Below are 22,885 nucleotides of genomic sequence, written 5' to 3'. Positions count from 1 at the left end.
TCCCGTGTTTTCAGGATCGGTGGTGCCGGCCCCGGCGCCCGGGAGGCCCGGGCGCCGGAGGGGCAACGGGGTCGGGTCAGGCTCCGCGGCGCCGGCCGGCGAACACGCCGAACGCGACACCGATGATGCCGACGACGATGCCGGCGCCGCCCAGGACACGCGCCGTGGTGTCGGTGCCGTCCGCGGCGGCCTGCTGGGCGTCGCCCGCGTCGCCGCCGGCGTTCTTCGCGCCGGCCGTGCCGGCGCCGTGGCCGTCACCGGACGCGGGGGTCAGTTCGAGCACCGGCGCCGGGTTCTCCGGCTCCGGCGCGCCCTCCTTGGTCGGCTCGATCCAACGTACGACCTCCTTGTTGTCGTACGTCTGGAGGGCCTTGAAGACCAGCTTGTCGGCCTTGGGCAGCTGACCCACGGAGACCGGGAACTGCTGGAACCGGCCGGGCTCGATCTTGCTGCCGTCCGCGGTCCAGGTGATCTTCGAGACGGCCTCGGTGAGCTTCTTGCCGTGCGTCTCCAGCGGCTTGTCCAGCTTGGACTTGGTGACGTCCACCTTCCAGCCCGGCACCGGCTGCGGCATGGCGGACGCCAGCGGGTGGTCGGTCGGCAGGGTCACTTCGAGCTTCACGGTCGAGGCGTTGTCGCGCTCGTTGGGGACCTTGAAGTTGATGGTCGCGTAGCCGCCCTGTTCGGCCTGGCCCGGCTGCACGCTGACGTGCGCGAAGGCGGGGCCGGCGAGCAGCAGCACGCCGGCCGCCGCGAGGCCGCCGACGACGGGCAGGCGACGGGCGAGACGGCCACGGCGGCCCGCGTGCTCGGCCGGTGCGGCGCTCTGTGACGGTGCGGCAGGGGACGGTGATGTGACGGCAGAGGTCTCAGACATGGCGGAAATGCACTCCACAGGCAGGAGGGACGGGGAAGGAACGGCTGGCGCGCGTACGGCGACGACGGCGCACGCCGCCTCCTCCCGTGCGCCGGGGCGTGCCCGGCGCTGCTGCGGGATGTGCGGTGCGTGTCGTCAGGCCGCGAGGGCCAGGGCGGGCGGTCCCCGCCTGACGACACTGTGCTGGAGCGCGAGTTCCTCCGGGCGGGCTTGGTCATGCCCGTACCAAAAACGCGCCACGGGGCGGGCGTCCGCCGCCCCCAGGAGCCCGGCGCACAGGGCGCGTACGAGCGCGAGTGCGCCGCCCAGTGCGCCCATGAGTGCTTCGGCCATCGCCGACGCCTCCCGCGCCGTGGGCGCCGAGAGACGTACCAGCCGCCACAGGGCCGCCTCGCCGCGGCGCAGCAGCCAGCCGGCGGCGAGCGCCGCGAGCAGGTGCGCCAGCAGCATCGGCAGCGAGGGCAGCAGCCCGTGCGCCGCCGAGGAGGCGGTGGCCGCCGGGCCCATGGCGTGCCCGGAGGCGCCGCCGGCCGGAGCCATGGGGCCGCCCGGCCCGACGACCGAGGTGTGCAGGATGCGGCGTGCCTCGGCGCCGTCCAGCCGCCCGGCCCCGAGGCCGCAGGTGAGGTGCCGGGCGAGGGAGATCGCGGCCTGGTCGGAGAGACCGCCGCCGGCAGCGCCGGCCGTGGGCGCGGCGGCCATCCGGTGCTGCCCCAGCGCGAAGACCGTGTGCAGTGCGAGCTGGCCGGCGGCCAGCGCCACGGCGATGCCGGGCAGCGAGCGTTCCCGCCCGGCCAGCGGCGCCGCGACGGCGAACACCGCCGCGCAGCCCACGCCCAGCGTCCACAGGGGGACGGCGGCGCAGGACCCGATCATGTGCCCGGCCGCGGACAGCGCGACACAGACCGCGGTGAACACCGCGGCCCTCAGCAGCCGCAGGTCCGCGGCGGCGCGCTCTCCGGGGTCGGACGGGGCAGTCATGGCGGCGCCATCATCCCACTGCCCTTACGGCCCGCATACGGCAGGTCCGCCGCCCCGCCCGTAGCGGACCGTGTCGTTCCGGTTGGGGCAGGTCACGCGGGGGCGCGCGGCGGGGGCGGCGCCGGTGCGACGACTGCGGGCGCCGGGGCGTACGCGGGCGCGCGCACAGCGCCGTTACACCGGCGGACCCGGCGGCGCATCCGCCGAATGAGCGGAGTCACGTCCCGCGCACGCTTACGGACCATGGGCCCCGGCAATACGTATCGATATGTCGAGCCGCGACCAGGAGGCTGCAGCGATGAGCATCTGGTGGTCCCTGCATCTGCGGCGCGAGGCCGCGAGCGTCCCGCTCGCCCGGCGGCTCTTGCTGGGAACGATGGAGACGGCCGGGGTGGACCCGGACGTCTCCCACGACCTGTCCGTCGCCCTCTCCGAAGCGTGTGCGAACGCCGTCGAACACGGCGGCGACGCCGCTACGGAGGACTACCGGGTCACCGCCTTCATCAACGGTGACACCTGCCGAATCGAAGTCACCGATTCCGGTCCCGGATTCCGGGAACGGACCCGAAGGACCAAGCGCCCCGGGCGGAGCGGCACGCCCGATACCGTCCCGCCGCCCCCACCCATGGCAGCCCCCGCCCCGGCCCAGGCCGAGCACGGACGGGGGCTCTTTCTGATCGAGGCCCTGACCGACCACGTCCGCTACCGCAACCGCACCGGGCGGCGTGGCGCGGTGGTCAGCTTCGACAAGATCCTCAAATGGAAGGAGGAAGTGCCGCTGATGGCGTCGTGAGGGTCGGGCTCCGGCGGACCGGAGCCCGCGGAGCTCAGCTGGACCGAAGCCCGCAGAGCTCAGGCGGACTGATGCCGCGCAGCCCCGGCGGACCGAAGCCGTGCCGTTCCGGCTTCGACATGCCGAAGAAGCATCCGGGAACCGGCGCCCGGCCGGCGCCCGGACGACGGCGGGTTGCGCGGTCCCGCAGGGGAAGGACGTCCCCCGCCGCGTCCCCGTTTGCCGCGGGAACCACGCACACCCGCCCTAACGCGAAGCACCTCGCGTTAGCGTGTTCTGGACGATACGTGGCCTGAACCCGCACTGCAATACGGAGCCGCCGTGAGCACAGCGCAGCACCCTCCCGGAGCGTCCAGGCCGGGGGGACGTACCGCGCGTACGAGACAAGCCGTACTGGACGCGGTCTTCGCGGAACTGGGGGAGGGCGGATACGCCGCGCTCACCATGGAGCGGATCGCCCAGCGCTCCGGCGTCCACGTCGCGACGATCTACCGCCGCTGGCGCTCCACCGAGGGACTCGTCTGCGAGCTGATGACGGACGTGAGCGCCGGCATTCCGCTTCCGGACACCGGCACGCTCGCGGGCGACCTGCGCGCCCTGGCCCGCTCGATCGCCGCCTTCTACACGCAACCGCGCTACTACGGGCTGCTGGAGGCCGTGGTGTCCGCCGCCGCCCGCCAGCCCGAGGCCGCCGACGTGCTGCGGCAGTTCTTCGACGAACGGCTGCGGCTGGCCGGCGGCATGGTGCTGCGCGCCGAGGAGCGCGGCGAGCTGCCCGCGGGCGCCGACCCGGACGAGGTCATGGCCGCCCTGGGCGCGCCCTTCTACTACCGGCTGCTGATCTCCCGCAAGCCGGTCGACCTCCGGCTGGCGGACTGCGCCGCCGAGGCCGCCTGGGCGGCGGTACGGGCCGGGGTCTTCACACACACCGAGGACGCCGAGGACGCCGGGGACGCCGGCGCCATCGGGGCTGCCGGGGGCGCCGCGACGGCCGACGCAGCCGTACAGCGCGCCGACGCCCAGGCCGTCAAGGCCGCTGAGGCCGCTGAGGCCGCCGGGGCTGCCGGGGGCGCTCAGGCCGCCGCCCAGGACGATGCCCAGGCCGCCGGAAACGCCGAAGGCGGCCGGTGACCCCCGAAAGGGACACCGGCCGCCTTCCCACGACCACGGCCGCGGCGCGGACGCCGGTCACGGCGCGGACGCCGGCCGGGTCAGCGGCTGCGATCAGGCGCGGCGCCCGGTCAGCTCCGCCATCCACGCCTCGACCTCGTCCGCGCGGCGCGGCAGCGCGGCGGACAGGTTCCGGTTGCCGTCCTCGGTGACGAGGATGTCGTCCTCGATGCGCACGCCGATGCCGCGGTACTCCTCCGGGACGCTCAGGTCGTCCGCCTGGAAGTACAGGCCGGGCTCGACGGTCAGCACCATGCCGGCCTCCAGCGTCCCGTTGACGTAGGACTCCGTACGGGCGGCGGCGCAGTCGTGGACGTCCAGGCCGAGCATGTGGCCGGTGCCGTGCAGCGTCCAGCGGCGCTGCAGCCCCAGCTCCAGGACCCGGTCCACCGGGCCCTCGACCAGGCCCCACTCGACGAGCTTCTCGGCGAGCACGCGCTGCGAGGCGTCGTGGAAGTCGCGGAACGCGGCACCCGGCTTGACCGCCGCGATGCCCGCCTCCTGGGCCTCGTAGACCGCGTCGTAGATCTTGCGCTGGAGGTCGTTGTACGTGCCGTTGATCGGCAGCGTACGGGTGACGTCGGCGGTGTAGAGGGTGGTGGTCTCCACGCCCGCGTCCAGCAGGAGCAGGTCGCCGGAGTGGACCTCGCCGTTGTTGCGGACCCAGTGCAGCGTGGTCGCGTGCGGTCCGGCGGCGCAGATCGAGCCGTAGCCGACGTCGTTGCCCTCGACGCGGGCGCGCAGGAAGAACGTTCCTTCGATGTAGCGCTCGCTGGTCGCCTCGGCCTTGTCGAGGACCTTCACGACATCCTCGAAGCCGCGCACGGTCGAGTCGACCGCCTTCTGCAGCTCGCCGATCTCGAAGTCGTCCTTCACCAGGCGCGCCTCGGAGAGGTACACCCGCAGCTCTTCGTCGCGCTCGGCGGTGACCTTGTCGGCCAGCGCCTCCTCGACACCGGCGTCGTGGCCGCGCACCACGCGCACCGGGCCGGTCGCCTCGCGCAGCCTGCCGGTCAGCTCGCGCACGTCCGCGCAGGGGACGCCGAGCAGCGCCGCGGCCTCGGTCAGGCTGTTGCGGCGGCCGACCCACAGCTCGCCCATGCCGTGCAGCCAGAACTCGCCGTTCTCACGGTTGGAGCGGGGCAGCCGGTAGACGGTCGCGTCGTGGCCCTCGCCGTTCTCCCGGGGCTCCAGGACGAGCACGCTGTCCTCGGTCTGGTCGCCGGTGAGGTGGACGAACTCCGTCGAGGCGCGGAAGTCGTACTCGGTGTCGTTGGAGCGGGTCTTCAGATTGCCCGCCGGGATCACCAGGCGCTCACCGGGGAAACGGCGGGACAGCGCCTCGCGCCGCCGGGCCGCGTTCGGCGCCTGCTCGATGGGCGCCAGATCGCGCTGCTCGGTATCGGCCCAGCCGGACTTCATGTTCTCGGCGAGCTCGTCCGACACGCCCGGGTAAAGGCCGTTCTTGCGCTGCTTGATCGGCTGCTCGTCCTCGTCCGGGGTCTCCGGCGTGAGCTCGTCGGTCACTATGGCCTCCTTGTAAGACTGCACCGCATTCCATCGTAAGTGCGCAGGGAACGGGGTCCAGGGGCCGGAAGCGGTGAGGTATCAGACAGTTCGGGCGGGAGTGTACGGGGGCGGGCATACGAGTGCCCCCGTAGGGGCGCGGCGCACGGTGCGGGCCGTACGGGCGCGGTGGCGCGGTGCGGGCCGTACGGGCGCGGTGGCGCGGTGCGGGCCGTACGGGGACGTAGGCGGAGAGCGGGCCGTACGGGCGCGTGCCCACCTCCGTTGCCACCTCCACCTCCGCCCGCTACTCGAAGTACGCCGCAAGCAGCACCACGTCCTCCGGGGACTCCGGGTCGTCGAGCCCGTCCGGAAGCAGCGTGTGCAGCAGGTGGTCCATCAGGGCTTCGGGATCGTGGCGTACGGCCCGGGGGATGCCCGCGGCGGCGGAGTGCAGCCGGGCGAAGGCGCGGTCCATCGGCTCGCCGGTGCGGCGCAGCAGCCCGTCGCTGTACAGCAGAAGGGTTTCTCCAGGCACCGGTTCCAGCTCGACGCTCGGCGCTTCCCAGCAGGCCAGCATGCCCAGCGGCGCGGACAGCGTGGTCTCCACGTACTCGGTGCGCCGGTCCCCGATGATCAACGGCGGACAGTGGCCCGCCCCGGCCAGCACGATCCGGCGCGCGCCCGTCCCGCCGCCGGCGCGTTCGCCGGGCGCCCCGCCGGCCGTTCCGTACGCACCGGCTCCCGTACCCGGCAGTCCGCCGTGGCCCGGGAGCCCGCCCGCGCCGGCGGGTAGTCCGCCCGCTCCCGGCAGCCCGGCCGGGCCCGCCCCCGGCCCCGTGGCGGCTCGCGGTCCCGCACCCGCCCCTGGGCCGCCCGGCGGCGCCTCCGCGAAGGCGAACAGCGCCGTCGCGCTGCGCGCGGGCTCTGTCAGCCGCAGCAGCAGTTCGAGGTCTGAGAGGACCGCGACCGGGTCCTCGCCCTCCATCACCGCGTACGCCCGCAGCGAGGCGCGCAGCCGCCCCATGGCGGCCACCGCGCCCGGCCCGGAGCCGGTGACGCTGCCGACCGCCAGGCCCAGCGCGCCGTCCGGCAGCGGCAGCGCGTCGTACCAGTCGCCGCCGCCGAGCGGTCCGGCGGTATGCCGTACTGCGAGCCGTACGCCGGGGACGCGGGGCAGCCGGCTGGGCAGCAGCTCCTCGCGCAGCGTCGCCACGGTCTGCCGCTGGCGGTGCAGTTCGAGGAGGCGGGCGAGGTGTTCGGTGGCGTAGGCGAGGTAGCGGCCGACGAGGTGGCGCTGCCGCTCGGCGGGCTCGGCGGGTTCGTCGTAGAGCCAGACCGCGGCTCCGAACCTGCCGGTGGAACCGGCCTCCAGCGGCACGGCGTAGCTGGCCGCGTAGCCGAGGCGGGCGGCGACCTCGCGCAGGCGGGGGTCGAGTCCGGGCTCGCCGGGGATGTCGGGCTGGGCGATGTGGCCCTGCCCGCATGCGACGCAGCCGGAGCCGTCCGGGCCGAGCGGATTGGCCGGGCCGGGCAGGTTGTCCGGGCCGACCCGGTTGACAGGGCGGCCAGGGCCGTCCGGGACGGCCGGGCCGTCGGCGCGCCCGCTGTCCGCGGTCGTGCCGGTCCGCTCGCCGTCGGGTCTCTCCGGCGCGGCTCCGCCGCCCGCTGCCCGGTCGCGCTCGGGGCCGTCCGTGACGGGGAGGCCGTCGAGGATGCGCCCGAAGGACAGGGCGCTGCGCGGCACGGTCTCGATGTGCCCGATGTCCGCCCGGCCGAGTCCCAGGCCGATGGTGGTGTCCGGGCCCTGCCCGTCGCGCGGTTCGAGGACGACCAGCCCACGTCGGGCGCCCACCAGGGAGGCGCCTGCGCGCAGCAGCTCCTGGAGGGCGGCTTCGAGGTTCCGCGTACGGGCCAGCTGCTCGGTGAGGTCGTGCAGCGTGGTGAGGTCGGAGACCCAGCCGGCGAGACGGTCCTGGACGGCCGCGAGGCGGACCTCGGGTGGAGTGTCCGCGGGGGCGGCTGCGGTTGCGGATTCGGCAGTGTGCGTGGGGGCGGGAAGTGCTGGTTCGATTCCAGCCACTTTCGGAACGTGGGGGGCGGTCATGACCGGCGGCTTACGTAGTGCCGGATGAAATCCCAGGTCAGACCACTTGTTGGGGTGGATTGCGGCATCTTGTTGAGAGTTGTTGAGTAGTGTGTGGAACTGCTCAATTTCCTCAATAGCATCGCAAACCCCCATGTCATGTTGCTCCGCTATCAATGCCTCCACATGTACACGCCCCGGTGACACGATGTCCAGCATTGTCCCCATGGGGTTTGTGGTGTCAGCGGGGCGAGGAAGTGGGCGGGAAGTTGGCCGGAAAATATCCCCCCGAACGTCAATTTGAGGTCGACTGACGACGTTCGACAGTGCGTCATCACCACCATGGCGGGTACGTACTCGGAAAGGCGCGGGGTCAGTTGGAGCCGCGCCGGAACTCTCCGACCGGCACGGGCGTCTAACACGGCGACGACCGCGCCGCACCGCACCCCCAAGTGGCGGAACTGCTTCACGGGACAGCAAGCGCCATGCGCGCGCCACCCTCCGCCACGTTCCACGCTCGGCGTATGGCGTGATGCGCTGCTCTGTACACGAAGTGACCAGAGATCCACGTGGCGTCAGGGGTTCGCAGGAGCCTCCGATGAGCGCCACGCAGCGGCATGAACCGGCATGTAGTGCGATGGACATAGCCCTCGGCGTTAACGGAAAGGAACGAGCGCTCATGCGCGAGATCCTCGGAAGGCGACGCAAGCTCCAGCTCCGGCGCGGTGGAAGGTCGGCGCTGCTCGGTGCGGCGCTCCACTGCGCCACCGAGTGGCAGTGGCCCGTACTCCCGGGTGTCGGGCTGCGGACCGGCGGGAAACAGTCGGGCGGCAAACCGCCCGGCGGGCGGCAGGCACGGGCCGAGCGCGGGACGCGCCCGTGCAGCTGCCCGGACCCGGACTGTGTGGTTCCCGGCGCGCACCCCTTCGACCCCGGCCTGTTCGCGGCCACCACCGATGGCCGCATGGTGCGTTGGTGGTGGACGAACCGGCCGACCGCGCCCGTCCTCCTGGCCACCGGCGGCCGCGCGCCGTGCGCGCTGAGCCTGCCGGCCGTCGCCGGGGCGCGGGCGCTGACCGCCCTGGACCACTTCGGCGTCCGGATCGGCCCGGTCGTCGCCACCCCCACCCGCTGGTCGTTGCTGGTCGCCCCGTACTCCCTCGCGGAACTGGGCGAGTTGCTGCACTCCCGGGAGTGGGTGCCGAGCTCACTGCGCTTTCACGGCGACGGCGGTTACGTGGTCCTGCCGCCCTCGCAGATCGGCGCGGGCAAGGTGCGCTGGGAGCGGTCGCCGGGCACCGGCACCGCCGCGCCCTGGCTGCCGCAGGTGGAGACCATCGTGGACGCCCTGGTCACCGCGAGCACCAGCGCGCCGGACGGCGGCAGCCGGCTCGCTTACTGAACCACCGGTTCGCTTACTGAACCACCGGTTCGCGCGCGAACCCACCTGTTCGCGTACGGCACCGCCCGGCCGGGGGCGCCCACTGTGGCGCCCCGCCCGGCATTGCCGTTCTCTGCCGCTCACCCCGCATAAGGGTCCGCTTCACCCCACATCAGGGCCCCGGCCCCCGTACACCGCTCGGCGCGAAGAAAGAACGCGCGGGCGGTTCACTCGTACGGGTGTGAGCTGCCCGGTGTTGGCGGGATTCGGGGGTACGAGCCCGGTATGTGCCCGTTCCGGGCCGATATGTTCGGCGCACCGTCAATCCGGCGGTCAATCCGTCGCCCTGAGAATCCCAGGTGGTCCCATGGAGCGTGCGCCGAATCTCCGCATGATCGCACTGGCGAGCACGGTCGCGCTCGCCGTCGCGCTGCCGCTGGCCGCCGCGACCGCTGGTCCGGCCGAATCTGAACGGTCGGCACCCGACGGCTCCGCAATTGCTGCACATCCGGATGCCCATGTTCCGGTCCGTCCGGGCCCGTCCGCCGCGCCGGGCCTGTCCCGCGTCGCGCATACGGGGCCGAGGGGTCCGCGTCCGGAGGATGCGCAGGACGGGCGTCGTGCGGCTCGCTGCGGGCCCGAACTGGCATCACCCGAAGGGGTGGAAGCCCAGACGTGTGTTCTCGCCGAGGACGGCCGGGCCTGGGGGCGCACGTACTTCCGCAACATCTCCGGCAAGCCCCTGCACGCCGTCCTGACCCTGATGCGGCCGGACGGCCGGACCGTACAGGCGCACTGCGACGTACCGGCCGGTGACGACCCCGGGACCTGCGAAACCCCGCGTGAGGCGCCGGCCGGCGGCGACCTGGTGCCGTACACCGCGGTGGCGGAGGTCGCCGACGCGCGGGGCGAGCGGAAGCTGCTGCGCTCGGGCAGCAACGCGGCGCCGGACCGGGGTGGTTCGGGCGGGGCCGCTCCGGCCCGTCCGGACCGGTGACGGCGCGGACCGCGCTGGTCCGGGCCGGGGTGGTGCGGACCGGTGACGGTACGGGTGTGGCGAGTGCGCGGCGCGAGAGCGGGCGTGGGGACGCGCATGGGGCCGGGCCGCCGAGGGTGTCGCGGGTGTCGGGTACGAGGGCCGTTACGGGGGCGTGGCGGCCGTGGCGACGGGTGGGGTGACGGGAGCGCGGTGCGGGCCGGGCGCGGCCGGAGGCGGGCTCACAGGGGGTGCGGCGGGCCGGTCGCGGCGGGACGCTGTCCTGCGGCGTTCTCGCGACGCCCGCGCGATGTCCTCGCGGTGCGGGGGCGGCCGTCCGAATCCGGGCATGGAAGCGCCCGGTCGCTGGCGACGGGGGATGCACCAGCGACCGGGCTCCTAGAACGGTAACAAGAGATCCGCGGTTCGCAAATTCGATCGTGGAATTCCGGACGCGTATTTACCGGTCGGTACCGCGAGTTGTGACCGGAGTCACGCCCATCGGCCCGATTCGCGCCCCGCTGACCCCATTCAGCTCAGCGTCACCTGACGGTTGGTGAGGCCGCCGCGGGCGCGGCGCTCCTCCGGCGTCAGCGGGGCCTCCGAGGCGAGCGCCGCGGTGAGCCGCTCCGCGAAGGCGGCGGCCGGCTTGGCCACGTCCTCGGCGCCCATCCCGGAGGGCAGGTCCCAGACCGGCACGACCAGGCCGTGCGCGCGGAACGACCCGACCAGACGGGTGTCTTCGCCGAGCGAGGACGTACCGGCGGCGTGCAGCCGGGCCAGCGCGTCCAGCAGCTGCTCCTCCGGGTGGGCCATCACCCAGCGCAGGTGGTTCTTCTCGGGCGTCTCGCACCAGTACGCGCCCTCCAGGCCGGCCAGCCGCTCGGTCGGGATGGCGGCGGCGTTCGCCCGCTCCAGGGAGGCGGCGACCTCGCCCGTCGCGTTCTCGGCGTCCTCCACCCAGAACTCGAAGCCGCTGTGCACCTGCGGCTCGAAGGGGGCGGCCGGGTCCAGCAGGTCCTGCAGGCGCGGGCCGTCCGCCGGGGCGCGCTCGGCCGCGACCGGCGTGCCCGGCTCGGCGGCCAGCGCGCGGCGCAGCGTGTCGGCGAGGTCGCGGCTGAGGTCGCCCGAAGCGGTGTCGTTCTGCAGGCCGAGCAGGACGGCGCCGTTGTCGCGGCGCAGTGCCGGCCAGGCCATGGGCAGGACGGTCGCCAGGGTCACCGACGGCACGCCCTCGGGCAGTCCGTCCTTGAGCGTCAACTCGACCGTGGCGGCGGGCACCAGCTCGCGCAGCGCCACCCAGTCGCACTCGCCCTTGAGGCCCTCGAAGGGGCGCTGCACCAGTTCGGTCGCGGCGTGCGCCGCGGTCCGGCCGTGACACGCCTTGTAGCGGCGGCCCGAGCCACATGGGCAGGGCTCACGCGCCCCGACGACGGGCACCTCGCCGTCCTTGATCTGCGGTGCTGCGGCCTTGGTCTGGGGACGGCGCTTCTTGGCCATGGCGAGGCATTCTCCTGGTCGTTCCTGGGCGTACGGACGCGTTCCGGCGCGAGCCTAGACGACTGGGCTGCGCCCTGCGCCGCGCGCTGCGGCCGTCGGCCGTGTGCTGCCCGGTAGGGGGACGGCACGGCGTTGCGTCCGGTCTCCTCGGGGGCCCGTCCACCGCCCGTGGGCGCGTGGGTGACCGGAATTGGTCCCGCGCGACCGCTCGCCGTCGTACGGCCGGGTCGCCGTGGCGGCCGGGGACGGTACGGCTCCTGTGTACGGGCCGTCTGCCGGGCGCGTATCCGGGGCGGACGCGGGTGTGCCGTCGTGGCGGGCCCGTACGGAGCGGGCGGTTCCGGCGACGGGGTGCCAGGGGGTCGGCTCGGCCCGCGGACGGCGCGGACCGGCTCGCGAACCGGCCACCGAAAAGGGCGGCCCCCGGCCCGCGGACGGCGCGAACCGGCCACCGGCTGGAGGCGCCTCGGGCTACCAGCTACCGGCCATCGATCATGGGCAATCGGCCGAGGCCGCCCCTGGCATCAGCCGTCTGACGTGGCCGCCCCGGCCCTCCGCTTGCCCCGCGCCGCCTCAGCCGGCCGAGTGGTCGAACTCCACCAGGGTCAGCTCCGGCACCGGCCCCGTGGCCGCTTCCCGCCCGCCGGCGGACGCCGGTTCCGGTACGGGGACCGGGCCGCCGAAGCGGGTGCCGGGCTCGCCGGCCGGTTCCGGTGTGCGGTCGGCCAGTGGCAGGCCGGCGCGTCCGGGCGCCACGCCGTTCGTGCTCGGGCGTCCGCCGCGCGTCCCGCCGGAGAAGTCGGTGGACAGCTCCACCGGCAGGTCAACGCGCGTAGCGAACGCGCTGCGCAGCCCGTGCAGGGCGAGCAGGGCCCAGACCGTGACCTCACCCTCCGTGTACTCCACGCCCCATTCCTTGGCGAGGGACCGGATGATGGTGAGCCCGCGGCCGCCCTTGGCGGTGACCGACGGAGTGGCCGGCTGCGGCCGGGTCGGACCGCCGCCGTCGGTGACCGAGATGGTCAACTGGCCGTGCGCGTCGATGCGCCACGCCGCCCGTATCGCGTCCGGCGCCGCGTCGCGGGCGGAGCCCCGTACGGGACCCGGCGCCTCCTGTACGCATATCGGACGTGCATACCGGCACGAATTGCTCAACAGTTCGGAAAGGATCAGTACCGCGTCGTCGACGACTGTGTCCTGAACGCCACTTGTCAGAAGCTCCTCACGCATCCGTCGCCTGGCCGAACCGACCCCCGATGGACCGTGAGGTACGGCCATGACAGACGCCGTCGGCACCTCTTGTGCCACCATCAACGCCACCCCCGAGACCTCCTTCGCCCCACGCCACGGGATGAATGCCCCAATGGCCTGGGCCGGAAACCGGCCAGTCCCCCTGCGGCGACGCACTCGACCCGGTCGAACACGGGTCGAGTGCGCCGGTGCACTCCCCGTGACGGCGGCTACGCCAGGCCCAGTTGGGCTCGTACCTGTTTGGGGCGGTTGGTGATGATTGCGTCTACTCCCAGGCGTTCACACAGCTCGACATCCGCCTCGTCGTTCACGGTCCAGACATGCACCTGATGGCCCGCGCGGTGCGCCTTGGACACGTACTCGGGGTGCGCGCGCAGAATCCGGACACCGGGCCCGGCGATGCCCACACCGGGTGGCAGCCGCCCGTCGCGGTGGCGCGGCGTCAGGAACTGCATCAGGTACACACCGGGGATGTCCGGGGCCGCGGCCCGTACCCGGTGCAGCGACCGGGCCGAGAAGCTCATGACGCGGACGGGGGGCGGGCCCTCGGCCGACGCCTTGGTGTGGCCGAATCTCTCCAGCAGGGCGACCAGCCGCTCCTCCACCTGACCGGCCCATCGGGTGGGGTGCTTGGTCTCGATGGCCAGCTCGACGCGGCGGCCGGCGTCGGCGACGAGTTCGAGGAGCCGCTCCAGGGTCAGTACGGACGTGCGTTCCGGGTCCTCGTGCTGGCGGTCCGGCGCCTCCCAGGGGGCATCCTCGTCCCCCTTCCAGGAGCCGAAGTCCAGGGAGGTCAGATCGGCCAGCTCCAGCGCGGAGACCGCGCCGCGCCCGTTGGAGGTCCGGTTGACCCGGCGGTCGTGCACGCAGACGAGGTGGCCGTCGGCGGTGAGCCGCACATCGCACTCCAGCGCGTCGGCGCCGTCCTCGATCGCCCGGCGGTAGGCGGCCAGGGTGTGTTCCGGCGCGTCCTCTGACGCGCCACGATGGGCTACGACGGAAATGGGGGAAGGGCCCGGGGTGCGGTCCCGGAGCGGGTACGCGGTGGTCACCGGGTTATCGTGCCATCGCTCGCGGAAGGGCCGCCTTGTGCACTACCTGATCCGCATAACATCAGATGCGTCGGTTATGTCCGGGATAAAGGATGGGGAGAGAGTCACAGCCTCGGCTTACGGCGCCCTGACGCGTGGTGGGAAAGGCTTGCACCCGTGACAGTCGCCGGTACCGCCTGCCCGTCGTCCGTACGCCAGGGTGTTACGCCGCATTCTGGACACCGCACCGCATCCTGAAGGAGAGGCCGGGTCGTGACCCGGCACCGTCGCGAAGCTGAGGAGAGAGCCGTGAGCACCGAGAACGAGGGCGCCGCCGTCCCGCCGGAGGCCCAGCCGCCGTCGGCGCCCCAGGCGTCGGACAGCGCACCCGAGTCCGGTGCGCGCCCTTCGGACGGCGCAGGTGCCCGGGACGCGGCGGGCGCGCCGGGAGCGCAGAGCGCGCCGGACGGCGCGACAGGGTCCCAGGGCGCGCCGGGCGGCGCAGCGGGGACACAGGGCGCGCCGGCGGCCACCCCGCCGTCCGCGCCCCCGCCGCCGGAGTTCGCCCCGACGGCCGGCCAGGCGGGCCCGGCGGACGGCGCCCCGGACCGTACGCAGCAGTTCGCCAAGCCGTCCGAGCCGCAGGACCACCCCCAGGCGGGCGGCGCGTACGCCGGCGCACAGCACCACCCGGGCGCCGAGGGCGCCCCTCATCAGACCACGCCGCCTTCGTACGCGACGGCGGCACACGGCGCCTCCTCGGGCGGCTGGGGCAGCCCCCCGCCCCCCGGTTACGGAGGCGGCGGCGCGGGCGGCCCGGGTGACGTGTGGGGCGTCCCGGGCGCGCCCGCGCCCAAGAAGCGCCGCAACGGCGGCCTGATCGCCGCCGTGCTCGTCGCCGCGCTGGTGGCGGGCGGCATCGGCGGCGGCATCGGCTTCTGGGCAGCGGGCCGCGACGACGCGAACTCCACGACGGTCTCCGCCTCCGGCGACCCCGAGGCGCTCAACCGCAAGCCCACCTCCGTCTCCGGGATAGCGCAGAAGGCGCTGCCCAGCGTCGTGACGATCGAGGCGCAGGGCGCGACCGGCGAGGGCGGCACCGGCACCGGCTTCGTCTACGACAAGCAGGGCCACATCCTCACCAACAACCACGTCGTCGCCAGCGCAGCCCAGGGCGGCAAGCTCACCGCCACGTTCTCCAACGGCAAGAAGTACGACGCCGAGGTCATCGGCCGGGCCCAGGGCTACGACGTCGCCGTGATCAAGCTGAAGAACCCCTCCGACGCCGACCTCGTGCCGCTCCCGCTCGGCAAGTCCGCGAACGTCCAGGTGGGCGACGCGACGATCGCCATCGGCGCGCCCTTCGGCCTCTCCGGCACGGTCACCACCGGCATCATCAGCGCCAAGAACCGCCCGGTGGCCTCCAGCGACGGCGGCGGCACCACCCCCTCGTACATGAGCGCCCTCCAGACGGACGCCTCGATCAACCCGGGCAACTCCGGCGGCCCCCTGATGGACGCCACCGGCAGCGTCATCGGCATCAACTCGGCCATCCAGTCCGCGGGCAACGGCGGCGGCGGTTTCGGCGGCGAGAGCCAGCAGTCCGGCAGCATCGGCCTCGGCTTCGCCATCCCGATCGACCAGGCCAAGCGGGTCGCGGGCGACCTGATCAAGAAGGGCCAGCCGGTCTACCCGCAGATCGGCGCGCAGGTCCTGATGCGCGACACCGGCGACGGCGCGACCATCCCCCAGAACGGCGGCAACGACGGCTCCGCCGCGATCACCCCGAACGGCCCCGCCGACAAGGCCGGCCTGAAGCCCGGCGACACGATCACCAAGCTGGACAACACCGTCATCGACAGCGGCCCCACCCTGATCAGCACCATCTACCAGCACAAGCCGGGCGACAAGGTGACCCTCACCTTCAAGCGCGGCGGCAAGGAGCAGACCGCCCAGGTAACCCTGGGCCAACGCATGGGCGACAAGTGACGCGCTAGTCTGATCCCCGCGCCACCGTCCGACGGTGCGCGGGGAGGCTTGCCCGAGCGGCCTAAGGGAACAGTCTTGAAAACTGTCGTGAGGTAACCCCTCACCGTGGGTTCAAATCCCACAGCCTCCGCCCAGGTCAGCGAAGTGGCTGGTCAGAAGGGGCGCCCGAGGAAAACGGGCGTCCCTTCTGCGTTGGCCGAGCCTCACCCGGCCCGCCGCACCTTCCGGCCGCCCCGACGCGTCAGGCCGGGCTCTCGCCGCTTCCGTACGGCCTGGAGCTGGCGACGAGCCTGCCGCGGGCCGCCTCACTCCCCGGCTTCATACGGCTTCATGCGGATTCATATCCAGCAGAATGTAGCTGTGGTGCACCCGCCCGCCTGCTGAACGCGCGGTGAGAACGTGGACGGCAGCGGCCACCTCTCGATCTGCATACGTGGCCAGCAAGCCCGGCACGTCATCTTTGGATGTGCGTACGAGGACCACACCCGTTCCTGCGACATCAAGCTCGATACAGCCGCGTAGCTTGCTGCCTCCGACCACCGTGCCGATCAGGCGGTCATCCTGCTCGTCCACGTCCGCTGCTCGGAGAGCCTTTCGGCAACGCTCAGCGCTTTCCGCGCTGATGGCGGACGTGCGACGCGCGGTCGATTTCGACTCCCAGGACAGCGTGACTCCTGTGTCGGAAGAGGCGAGCACATCCGAAAGCTCCAACAGGTGACTGATCACTCGTCGCCCCAGCGGCAGAGCGGAATCCAGAACGGCGTCTTCAGCCCCCTCGGCAGAGCTTGCCTGATCGGCGACATCGAAGATCCTGTTGATTGCCAGATCCAGAAGCGTGTCGTTGCCTGTACCGGGCAACTGCGCTGGTCCGTGCTCGTCCGCCCCTTCCAGAACCATTCCGTAGGACGAGGCGAAGACCGGCCCGGAGAACAGCTTTGTCGCGCGCTGCACGTCCTTTGGTACGGGCCCCGCTTCGCGCTCCACTGATTTGGCCAGGCGCTTCAGCTGAGTCGAACGCAACTGGGACAACGTCTTCGGGTGCTGTTTGCCGGCCGATTCGGCTCTTCTGGCAGCCAGCCAGGCACGTATGGCCCTCTTGTCCGCGGCATCAGGAAAGCTGCGAGGAGTGCTCATCGCGATACCTCCACGTAGCCCCTGCGCTGACCAGTTCCGATACGGCAACGCGGGGGCGAAGGGCGGTAACGGAGGCAGCCAGCTCCAAGGTCAATCGAAGTGACCGAGGCACTCTACGTGACGGAGCACACCTTCATCAGTGGAATGAGCTCCTGCGGTGGGTGGGCCGAGCAGCGAAGTGCGTCATGGCAGCGCGGACCGCTGTGCGCCGGGCCCCGTTCGCGGCGGGTGGGGCGTTGGGCGGGTTCGGGCGGGGAACCGGCGGATTGTCGTTCTCATCTAGATCTTCGGACAACTGGATCTACGCGGAGGAGACATCGGTGGCGGGCGCGACCCCTGACACGTCGAAGAAGCAGGAAGAAGGGGCAGGGGCGAAGTCGCCGGGCGAACGCGATCCGCGGGTGGTGATCGCGGGACCGTCACGGTTAGCCGTTGAGGGGACGTCCGCGGAGGCGACAGCCGAGTCGTCCGCCGAGTCGTCCGCTGACGCGACCGCCGAGGGTTCCGAGGGCAGTGGGCGGGCTGTGGGCGCGGAAGCGGGTGCGGAGACTGAGGAGAGCGAGAAGGGCACGGAGAGCAAGGGCAAGGGCAAGGAGAGCAAGAGCGAGGAGGGTGAGGAGGGCAAGGCCGGGGCGAGTAAGGCTGAGGCCGGGGCGAGTAGGGACGCAGAGGGCAAGACGGGGGTAGGCAAGGCGGCCGGGGCGGATGGGGCAGATGTGAAGGCCGGTGCGGGTACCGATGTCGTGGTGCCCGTAGCCAAGACGACGGTCGTCAAGGCGACCAGCGTCAAGGCGATCGGCCCTGGAGCGCCCGCCACTGAGGCGCCCGCACCTAAGGCGCCCGCCCCCAAGGTGCCCACACCAAAAGTGCCCGCCCCCAAGGCGCCAGTCCCTAAGGCGTCCGTCCCTGAAGTGACTGCCGCCACGGCGACCGCCACTGCCAAATCTGACACGGCCGAACCCGCGGCCGCCGGATCCGCCGTCGCCAAACCCGCGGCCGCCGAACCCACCGTCGCCGAACCCCCGGCGGCCAAACCCGCAGCCGCCAAACCCACCCCCACCCCCACCACCCCCCTCCCCCACTCCGAGCGGACCAAGCAGCAGCCGCTGCCTCCTGTGCCTGCGATGGACTTGCTGGCGCAGCTGACGAACAGTCCGCCGCCGCCCGAGACCCCGCTGCGTACCGTGGTGCGGCGGGTCAAGATCTGGGTGCCGTTGGTGGTTCTGTTGGTGATCGTCCTCGGGGTGGTCCAGCAGGTGCGGCCGTTGCCCGATCCGGTGCTGGTGCTGGGGGAGAGATCGTCGTACACCTTTGCTGGCGAGAAGTTCCGGATGCCGTGGCCGGATGAGGGGCAGGCCGCCGCGCGGGTCGTCGGTGCGGGGGACGTGGGGGTGTACGGGCAGCAGAAGCCCGTGCCGACGGCCAGTGTCGCCAAGGTGATGACGGCGTACCTGATCCTCAAGGAACACCCGCTGAAGGCCGGCGAGCAGGGCCCGAAGATCACGGTGGACGCGCAGGCCGCCAAGGAGGCGGGAGCGGAGAACGAGTCGCGGGTCGATGTCCAGAAGGGGCAGTCGTTCAGCGAGTTCCAGATGTTGCAGATGGTGCTCATACCCTCGGGCAACAACATCGCGCGGCTGCTCGCCCGTTGGGACGCGGAGACCGAGGAGGCCTTCATCGGCAAGATGAACGCCGAGGCCAAGGCGCTCGGCATGACGGACACCACGTACACCGACCCCAGCGGGTTCAAGGACAGCACCAGGAGCACCGCGGTCGACCAGCTCAAGCTGGCCGAGGCGGTCATGGGCAACGGGGTGGTCCGCAAGATCGTCGCCATGCCGAACGCCACGGTGCCCGGCCTCCGGGAGCGGCTGGAGAACAACAACAGTCCGTTGCTGATCAAGGGCGCCGGCGTGCTCGGGGTGAAGACGGGGTCGAGCAGCCCGGCCGGTGGCGCGCTGATGTGGGCGGCCCGGCGGACCGTCGACGGCACGCCGCGGACCATCGTCGGCGTGACGTTGGACCAGCACTTCAAGGGGGCGGACCCCAACGCGGAGAACAGCCTGAAGCTGGTGCTGGACCGGAGTTACACCATGATCAGGGCGGTGCAGGACGCCCTGACCTCGGCCGTCGTGGTCAAGAAGGGGGATGTGGTCGGGTACGTGGACGACGGCCTCGGCGGGCGGACGCCCGTGGTCGCCACCGGGAGCCTGCGGGCTGTCGGGTGGCCCGGTATGCGGGCGGAGTTCTCGATCGGGGGCGGTGAAGCGGGCCGGTCGGGTGACCGCACCTCCGTACCGGGGGAGGCGAAGGCCGGCACGGTTGTCGGGCGGCTGACCATCGGGAGTGGGGCGGGCAGGGCGACGGTTCCGATTGCGCTGCAGAAGGACATGGCCGAGCCGTCCTTCGGCGCCAGGCTGACGCGTATCTCCTGACAGCCCCGGCATCGGCGGTGTCCGAGCCCTGGCAGCGCGACCGCGGTGGCGGTGGTGTTGTCAGGGCTCTGCGCGTTGGGGGGAAGGTTGCTGTCGCGAAGGGCTGGGGCGTTGTGTCAGTGGCGGGCCGCGGAGGCGATCGTGGCGCGGGCCTCGCGTTCGGTGAGGCCGGTGTGGAGGGCGGCGGTGGTGAGGGCGGTGGCCATCTCCTGGCCCAGGCCCGACTCGTAGGCGCGGCAGGCGGCCCAGAAGAGGCGGGCGTTGCGCTGGCCGTCGGGGGAGGTGCGGACGAAGCGGAGCAGGGCGGGGGCGGGGTGCGGGGGAGGGGGCGTGAGGGAGGAGATGTGGGGAGGGTCGAAGGGAGGGTGGGAGTGGTGAGAGTGGTGGGAGTGGTGGGAGTGGTGGGGATGTGAGGGGGGCTGGGGGTGAGTTGGGGCTTGGGCCTGGGCTTGGAGGAGGGTGAGTAAGGGAGTGGGGGCCGGGGCGGGGATACGTGGGCTGCCGGGTACGAGGTGGTATTCGCCGCGGGAGGTGCGGGAACCGGGGCCGACCAGGTAGCCGCCGGTGCCGCGGATGTCGATGCCGGGGGCCAGACGGCCGGCGGAGTTGGGTACGGGCGGGGCCGGAGGGCCGGAGAAGTAGAGGTGCCGGCCGCCGGACGGGCTGCGGACCGTGACGGTGGGCGGCAGGGTGAAGTGGTGTTCACCGGCCAGGAGCCGGAGGGCGGTGAGACCGTCCGCGCCGTGCTTGGTGTCCAGGTCGATGCCGATGAGGTGGTGCGGGGGCACGCCGCAGGCGATGCCGTACGCGGTGGCCCAGGGCGCGGCGGCGAAGAGGCGGCGGACGGCGAGCGGGTCGGAGGTCGCGTCGTGGATGCCGTGCCCCGGGCGGCCGCAGGCGCCGCGGCAGGGGGTGGGGGACTGGTCGGCGTGGTGGGGGGAGCGTACGGCGGGGAGTTTGGCGCGGGTCAGCGGGATGACGGAGTAGCCGCGGCCGGCCGCCACGAGGGCGTGGGTGAGGGCGGTGGCGTGGTCGTCGCGGCGGTGCGGCGGCCGGGGAGGTTGGTGGGCGGGGCCGGAGGTGCTGGTGGGACCGGAGGTGCTAGTGGCATGGGAGGTACCGGTGGGCCCAGTGGCCCCGGCGGTTCCGGTGGGCCGGGCGGATCGGGGCGGCTGAGTGGATCGGACCGGTTGGGCGGGCCGGTCGGCGGGGTGGGAGGGATGGCTTCCGGGGGCGGTGGAGTGGGGAGAGGCCATGGCCTCAGTTTCGTATGTGCGTTCGAATTTTGGAAGGGGGGTAGCGGGGTCGGCCGGGAAAGGCCGGAAAGGTGCGGGAACGATTCTTCGCAGGTGGGGGACGGGGAGTGGTGGGCGCCGGAGCGTGCGCCGGTGGCCCTCGGGGCGCGGGGGAGGTTTATCCGGGGTTCTTCATGCTTGAGAGGGAAGTGGCCGTTCCGGTCTGGTTCATGGGGGGTGGGTTGGGCAAGTCTGATCACCGCGACGTCGTCAACCTTGCAGGGCGGTCGGTAACTGCCCTGCTGGGTGCGGCAGTTCGGTGATGCGGAGGCGGGTGTGCGTACGTCTGCCTTCCGGTCGCCGGGTGCCGTGGTCCCGAAGCAAGTGTGCCGCGCCCCTCGGTCCCGTCCTGGGCCGTCCGGGTGCGTCCCGTAAGAGGAGAAACGTCATGGCAAACGTCCGTACCGCCCGCGCCCTCGCCACCCTCGCCGCCCTGCCCTTCGCGGCGGCCCTCCTCGCCGGTGTGGCCCACGCCGACAACGGCGGGCTGGCGGGCAACGGGTCGAGCGCGGCGGCGACGAGCCAGACCGGCACCGGTGTCGGTCACAACAACAACGGCAACTCCACCACCACCCAGCAGGTCGCGAACGGTCCCGGCGCGGCCAACCAGAACAACACCGCGAGCGTGAACGGTCATGGTCTGACCCACATCGACCAGACCAACGCCACGGTGAACTTCGCCAACCTCTGGTGATCCGCCGGGCACCGGCCGACCGCCGTAACCGGTGACGCCGGCCGGCCGGTGCCGGGACGCTCTTGACTTCGGAAGGTTCCTGACGGACAGTCAGGAACCTTCCGTTCGTTGTGCAGAAGCCGGGCGCAGCAGCCAGGCGCAGGGGCTGGGCGCAGAACCCGCGGACGGAAGTCAGAGCGGAAATCAGGGTGGAGGCCGGGCGGAAGGCGGGCCGACGAGGTGGCCGACAGTGTGAACGGTGTGGCCGAAGGCGTGGACGCGGCCGGACGGGCAGGCGCCGGGCGGGCGGAATCCGGGCGGGCGGAATCCGGGCGGACGGAAGCCGGGCGGACGGAAGCCGGGCCGCATGGTGGCCCGAACGGTGGCCCGGAAACCGGCCCGGACGGCGACCCGGCTGATGCCCCGGAAACCGGCCCGGACGGCGGCCCGTCCCCCCACGACGACCTGTACGTACGGCTGAAGGCCTTCGAAGGCCGGCCCGCTGTGACCGCGGGCGAGGGCAAGGACCCCGTCAACGAACCGATGATCCGCCACTGGTGCGAGGCCATGGGCGACACCGGCCCCGCGTACCAGGGCCCCGATGCCGTCGCCCCGCCCACCATGCTCCAGGCGTGGACGATGGGCGGCCTCTCCGGGCACGCGGGCCGCTCGACGGCGTACGACGTGCTCTTCGCCCTGCTCGACGGGGCCGGGTGCACCTCCGTCGTCGCGACCGACTGCGAGCAGGAGTATCTGCGCCCGCTGCGCCCGGGCGACCACGTCACCTTCGACGCCGTCATCGAGTCGGTGTCCCCGCGCAAGACGACGAAGCTGGGCACGGGGTACTTCGTGACGACGCGGATGGACATACGGGCGGGCGGCGAACCGGCCGGTACGCACCGCTTCCGGATTCTCAAATACGCACCCGCGTCCGCACCTCGACGGCCGGACGCCACGAACAACAGAGATACGAGCACGAACGCGCACGCGAACACGACCACAACTGCCACAACCACAACTGCCACGAACACGACCACAACCAAGACCACCCCCACCCGCCCCCGCCCCGTGATCAACCGCGACAACGCCGGTTTCTGGGCCGGAGTGGCCCGCCGCCAACTGCTCATCCAGCGCTGCACGGACTGTGCGACGCTGCGTTTCCCCTGGCTGCCGGGGTGCAGCCACTGCGGCGGCGCGGACTGGGACACCGTAGAGGCCGCCGGTTCCGGCACCGTGTTCTCGTACGTCGTGATGCATCACCCGCCCTTCCCGGCCTTCGACCCGCCATACGCGGTCGGGCTGGTCGAACTGGCCGAAGGTGTACGGGTGGTGGCCGATGTGGTCGGAGTGCCGCCCGAAAAGGTCCGTATCGGGATGCCCGTACAGCTGGAGTTCCGCTCTGTGGACGAGGAGTTGGTACTCCCCGTCTTCAGCGGCGCCCGGAGGGAGGCGGGCCTGCGGACCGCGAGGGAGGCGGGCCTGCGGCCTGGTGACGAACTCCCCCCGCTGGCCGTCCCCGTGACCCGCACCCTGATCGTCGCGGGAGCGATCGCCTCCCGTGACTACCAGGACGTGCACCACGACGCAGAGGCGGCCAGGGCCAAGGGATCGCCCGACATCTTCATGAACATCCTGACCACGAACGGCCTCGTGGGCCGCTACATCACCGACCGTTTCGGCCCGCACGCCGTGCTCCGAAAGGTCGCGATCCGGCTCGGCGTACCCAACTACCCGGGAGACGTCCTGGTGTTCCGTGGCGAGGTGCTCGCCGTGGACGGGGACACCGCGGAGGTGCGCGTCGTGGGCG

The 22,885-nt window shown here is 72.5% G+C and carries 15 protein-coding genes, 1 tRNA gene and 2 pseudogenes; 9 read left to right on the top strand and 9 right to left on the bottom strand.

What is annotated here, in order from left to right; all coding sequences use genetic code 11:
- Positions 1–76: 76 nt before the first annotated feature.
- The gene (locus ACFV57_RS11780) at positions 77–877 is read right to left on the bottom strand and encodes a YcnI family protein (RefSeq protein WP_385228994.1); all 801 of its coding nucleotides are present in this window, start codon (positions 875–877) and stop codon (positions 77–79) included.
- Positions 878–1,012: 135 nt separating this feature from the next.
- A complete protein-coding gene (locus tag ACFV57_RS11775; protein ID WP_385228991.1) occupies positions 1,013–1,858 on the bottom strand; it encodes a hypothetical protein in 846 nt (281 codons plus the stop codon).
- A gap of 298 nt (positions 1,859–2,156) precedes the next feature.
- Here ACFV57_RS11775 and ACFV57_RS11770 point away from each other — a divergent pair, with 298 nt between their 5' ends.
- Positions 2,157–2,651, top strand: coding sequence for an ATP-binding protein (locus ACFV57_RS11770; protein ID WP_385228988.1), 495 nt, complete (start codon positions 2,157–2,159; stop codon positions 2,649–2,651).
- A 321-nt stretch (positions 2,652–2,972) separates the two neighbouring features.
- Positions 2,973–3,782 carry a TetR/AcrR family transcriptional regulator gene (locus ACFV57_RS11765; RefSeq protein ID WP_385228985.1) on the top strand — a complete coding sequence of 270 codons (810 nt, stop codon included), beginning with the start codon at positions 2,973–2,975 and terminating at the stop codon, positions 3,780–3,782.
- Between the two features lie 93 nt (positions 3,783–3,875).
- Here the strand turns inward: ACFV57_RS11765 and ACFV57_RS11760 are convergent, their stop codons facing one another.
- Positions 3,876–5,348: an aminopeptidase P family protein gene (locus ACFV57_RS11760; protein ID WP_385228982.1), complete on the bottom strand. Its 1,473-nt coding sequence runs from the start codon at positions 5,346–5,348 to the stop codon at positions 3,876–3,878.
- 286 nt (positions 5,349–5,634) lie between these two features.
- Positions 5,635–7,410, bottom strand: a complete 1,776-nt coding sequence (locus ACFV57_RS11755) for a SpoIIE family protein phosphatase (RefSeq protein WP_385228979.1) — start codon at positions 7,408–7,410, stop codon at positions 5,635–5,637.
- A 682-nt stretch (positions 7,411–8,092) separates the two neighbouring features.
- On the opposite strand from ACFV57_RS11755, the gene ACFV57_RS11750 reads away from it, so the two are divergent.
- Positions 8,093–8,815, top strand: a complete 723-nt coding sequence (locus tag ACFV57_RS11750) for a bifunctional DNA primase/polymerase (RefSeq protein WP_385228976.1) — start codon at positions 8,093–8,095, stop codon at positions 8,813–8,815.
- Between the two features lie 640 nt (positions 8,816–9,455).
- The gene (locus tag ACFV57_RS11745; protein ID WP_385228973.1) at positions 9,456–9,791 is read left to right on the top strand and encodes a hypothetical protein; all 336 of its coding nucleotides are present in this window, start codon (positions 9,456–9,458) and stop codon (positions 9,789–9,791) included.
- 510 nt (positions 9,792–10,301) lie between these two features.
- Here ACFV57_RS11745 and ACFV57_RS11740 read toward each other — a convergent pair.
- The 3 genes and pseudogenes from ACFV57_RS11740 to ACFV57_RS11730 form a co-directional block, all read right to left on the bottom strand.
- Positions 10,302–11,270: a DUF5926 family protein gene (locus ACFV57_RS11740; RefSeq protein ID WP_385228970.1), complete on the bottom strand. Its 969-nt coding sequence runs from the start codon at positions 11,268–11,270 to the stop codon at positions 10,302–10,304.
- A gap of 816 nt (positions 11,271–12,086) precedes the next feature.
- Positions 12,087–12,677 (bottom strand): annotated as a pseudogene (locus tag ACFV57_RS11735) (ATP-binding protein); the annotation flags it as partial.
- 53 nt (positions 12,678–12,730) lie between these two features.
- On the bottom strand, positions 12,731–13,573 hold the full coding sequence (locus ACFV57_RS11730) for a glycerophosphodiester phosphodiesterase (RefSeq protein ID WP_385228967.1): 843 nt from the start codon (positions 13,571–13,573) through the stop codon (positions 12,731–12,733).
- A 288-nt stretch (positions 13,574–13,861) separates the two neighbouring features.
- On the opposite strand from ACFV57_RS11730, the gene ACFV57_RS11725 reads away from it, so the two are divergent.
- The gene (locus ACFV57_RS11725) at positions 13,862–15,541 is read left to right on the top strand and encodes a trypsin-like peptidase domain-containing protein (protein WP_385228964.1); all 1,680 of its coding nucleotides are present in this window, start codon (positions 13,862–13,864) and stop codon (positions 15,539–15,541) included.
- Positions 15,542–15,583: 42 nt separating this feature from the next.
- Positions 15,584–15,671: transfer RNA gene (locus ACFV57_RS11720), tRNA-Ser, on the top strand.
- 188 nt (positions 15,672–15,859) lie between these two features.
- Here ACFV57_RS11720 and ACFV57_RS11715 read toward each other — a convergent pair.
- The gene (locus ACFV57_RS11715) at positions 15,860–16,675 is read right to left on the bottom strand and encodes a hypothetical protein (protein ID WP_385228961.1); all 816 of its coding nucleotides are present in this window, start codon (positions 16,673–16,675) and stop codon (positions 15,860–15,862) included.
- Positions 16,676–16,860: 185 nt separating this feature from the next.
- Between ACFV57_RS11715 and ACFV57_RS11710 the strand changes: the two genes are divergently transcribed.
- Complete coding sequence (locus ACFV57_RS11710; protein ID WP_385228958.1) at positions 16,861–19,110, top strand: D-alanyl-D-alanine carboxypeptidase family protein; 2,250 nt, start codon at positions 16,861–16,863, stop codon at positions 19,108–19,110.
- Between the two features lie 116 nt (positions 19,111–19,226).
- Here ACFV57_RS11710 and ACFV57_RS11705 read toward each other — a convergent pair whose 3' ends face one another.
- The gene (locus tag ACFV57_RS11705) at positions 19,227–20,114 is read right to left on the bottom strand and encodes a bifunctional DNA primase/polymerase (protein ID WP_385228955.1); all 888 of its coding nucleotides are present in this window, start codon (positions 20,112–20,114) and stop codon (positions 19,227–19,229) included.
- A gap of 679 nt (positions 20,115–20,793) precedes the next feature.
- On the opposite strand from ACFV57_RS11705, the gene ACFV57_RS11700 reads away from it, so the two are divergent.
- Both ACFV57_RS11700 and ACFV57_RS11695 read left to right on the top strand, forming a co-directional pair.
- Complete coding sequence (locus ACFV57_RS11700; protein WP_385228952.1) at positions 20,794–21,099, top strand: hypothetical protein; 306 nt, start codon at positions 20,794–20,796, stop codon at positions 21,097–21,099.
- 444 nt (positions 21,100–21,543) lie between these two features.
- Positions 21,544–22,509 (top strand): annotated as a pseudogene (locus ACFV57_RS11695) (bifunctional MaoC family dehydratase N-terminal/OB-fold nucleic acid binding domain-containing protein); the annotation flags it as partial.
- Positions 22,510–22,885: the final 376 nt, after the last annotated feature.

This window comes from Streptomyces sp. NPDC059788, from assembly GCF_042732265.1.
Taxonomy (GTDB): Bacteria; Actinomycetota; Actinomycetes; order Streptomycetales; family Streptomycetaceae; genus Streptomyces.
Note: the sequence above shows the minus strand (reverse complement) of the source record. Positions and strands in the feature narration are given on the sequence as shown.

What these genes read in the sequence shown, in the direction of transcription:
- ACFV57_RS11780 (WP_385228994.1), bottom strand. Translation starts at nt 877, where the DNA reads ATGTCTGAGACCTCTGCCGTCACATCACCGTCCCCTGCCGCACCGTCA.
- ACFV57_RS11775 (WP_385228991.1), bottom strand. Translation starts at nt 1,858, where the DNA reads ATGACTGCCCCGTCCGACCCCGGAGAGCGCGCCGCCGCGGACCTGCGG.
- ACFV57_RS11770 (WP_385228988.1), top strand. Translation starts at nt 2,157, where the DNA reads ATGAGCATCTGGTGGTCCCTGCATCTGCGGCGCGAGGCCGCGAGCGTC.
- ACFV57_RS11750 (WP_385228976.1), top strand. Translation starts at nt 8,093, where the DNA reads ATGCGCGAGATCCTCGGAAGGCGACGCAAGCTCCAGCTCCGGCGCGGT.
- ACFV57_RS11740 (WP_385228970.1), bottom strand. Translation starts at nt 11,270, where the DNA reads ATGGCCAAGAAGCGCCGTCCCCAGACCAAGGCCGCAGCACCGCAGATC.
- ACFV57_RS11715 (WP_385228961.1), bottom strand. Translation starts at nt 16,675, where the DNA reads ATGAGCACTCCTCGCAGCTTTCCTGATGCCGCGGACAAGAGGGCCATA.
- ACFV57_RS11710 (WP_385228958.1), top strand. Translation starts at nt 16,861, where the DNA reads ATGGCAGCGCGGACCGCTGTGCGCCGGGCCCCGTTCGCGGCGGGTGGG.
- ACFV57_RS11700 (WP_385228952.1), top strand. Translation starts at nt 20,794, where the DNA reads ATGGCAAACGTCCGTACCGCCCGCGCCCTCGCCACCCTCGCCGCCCTG.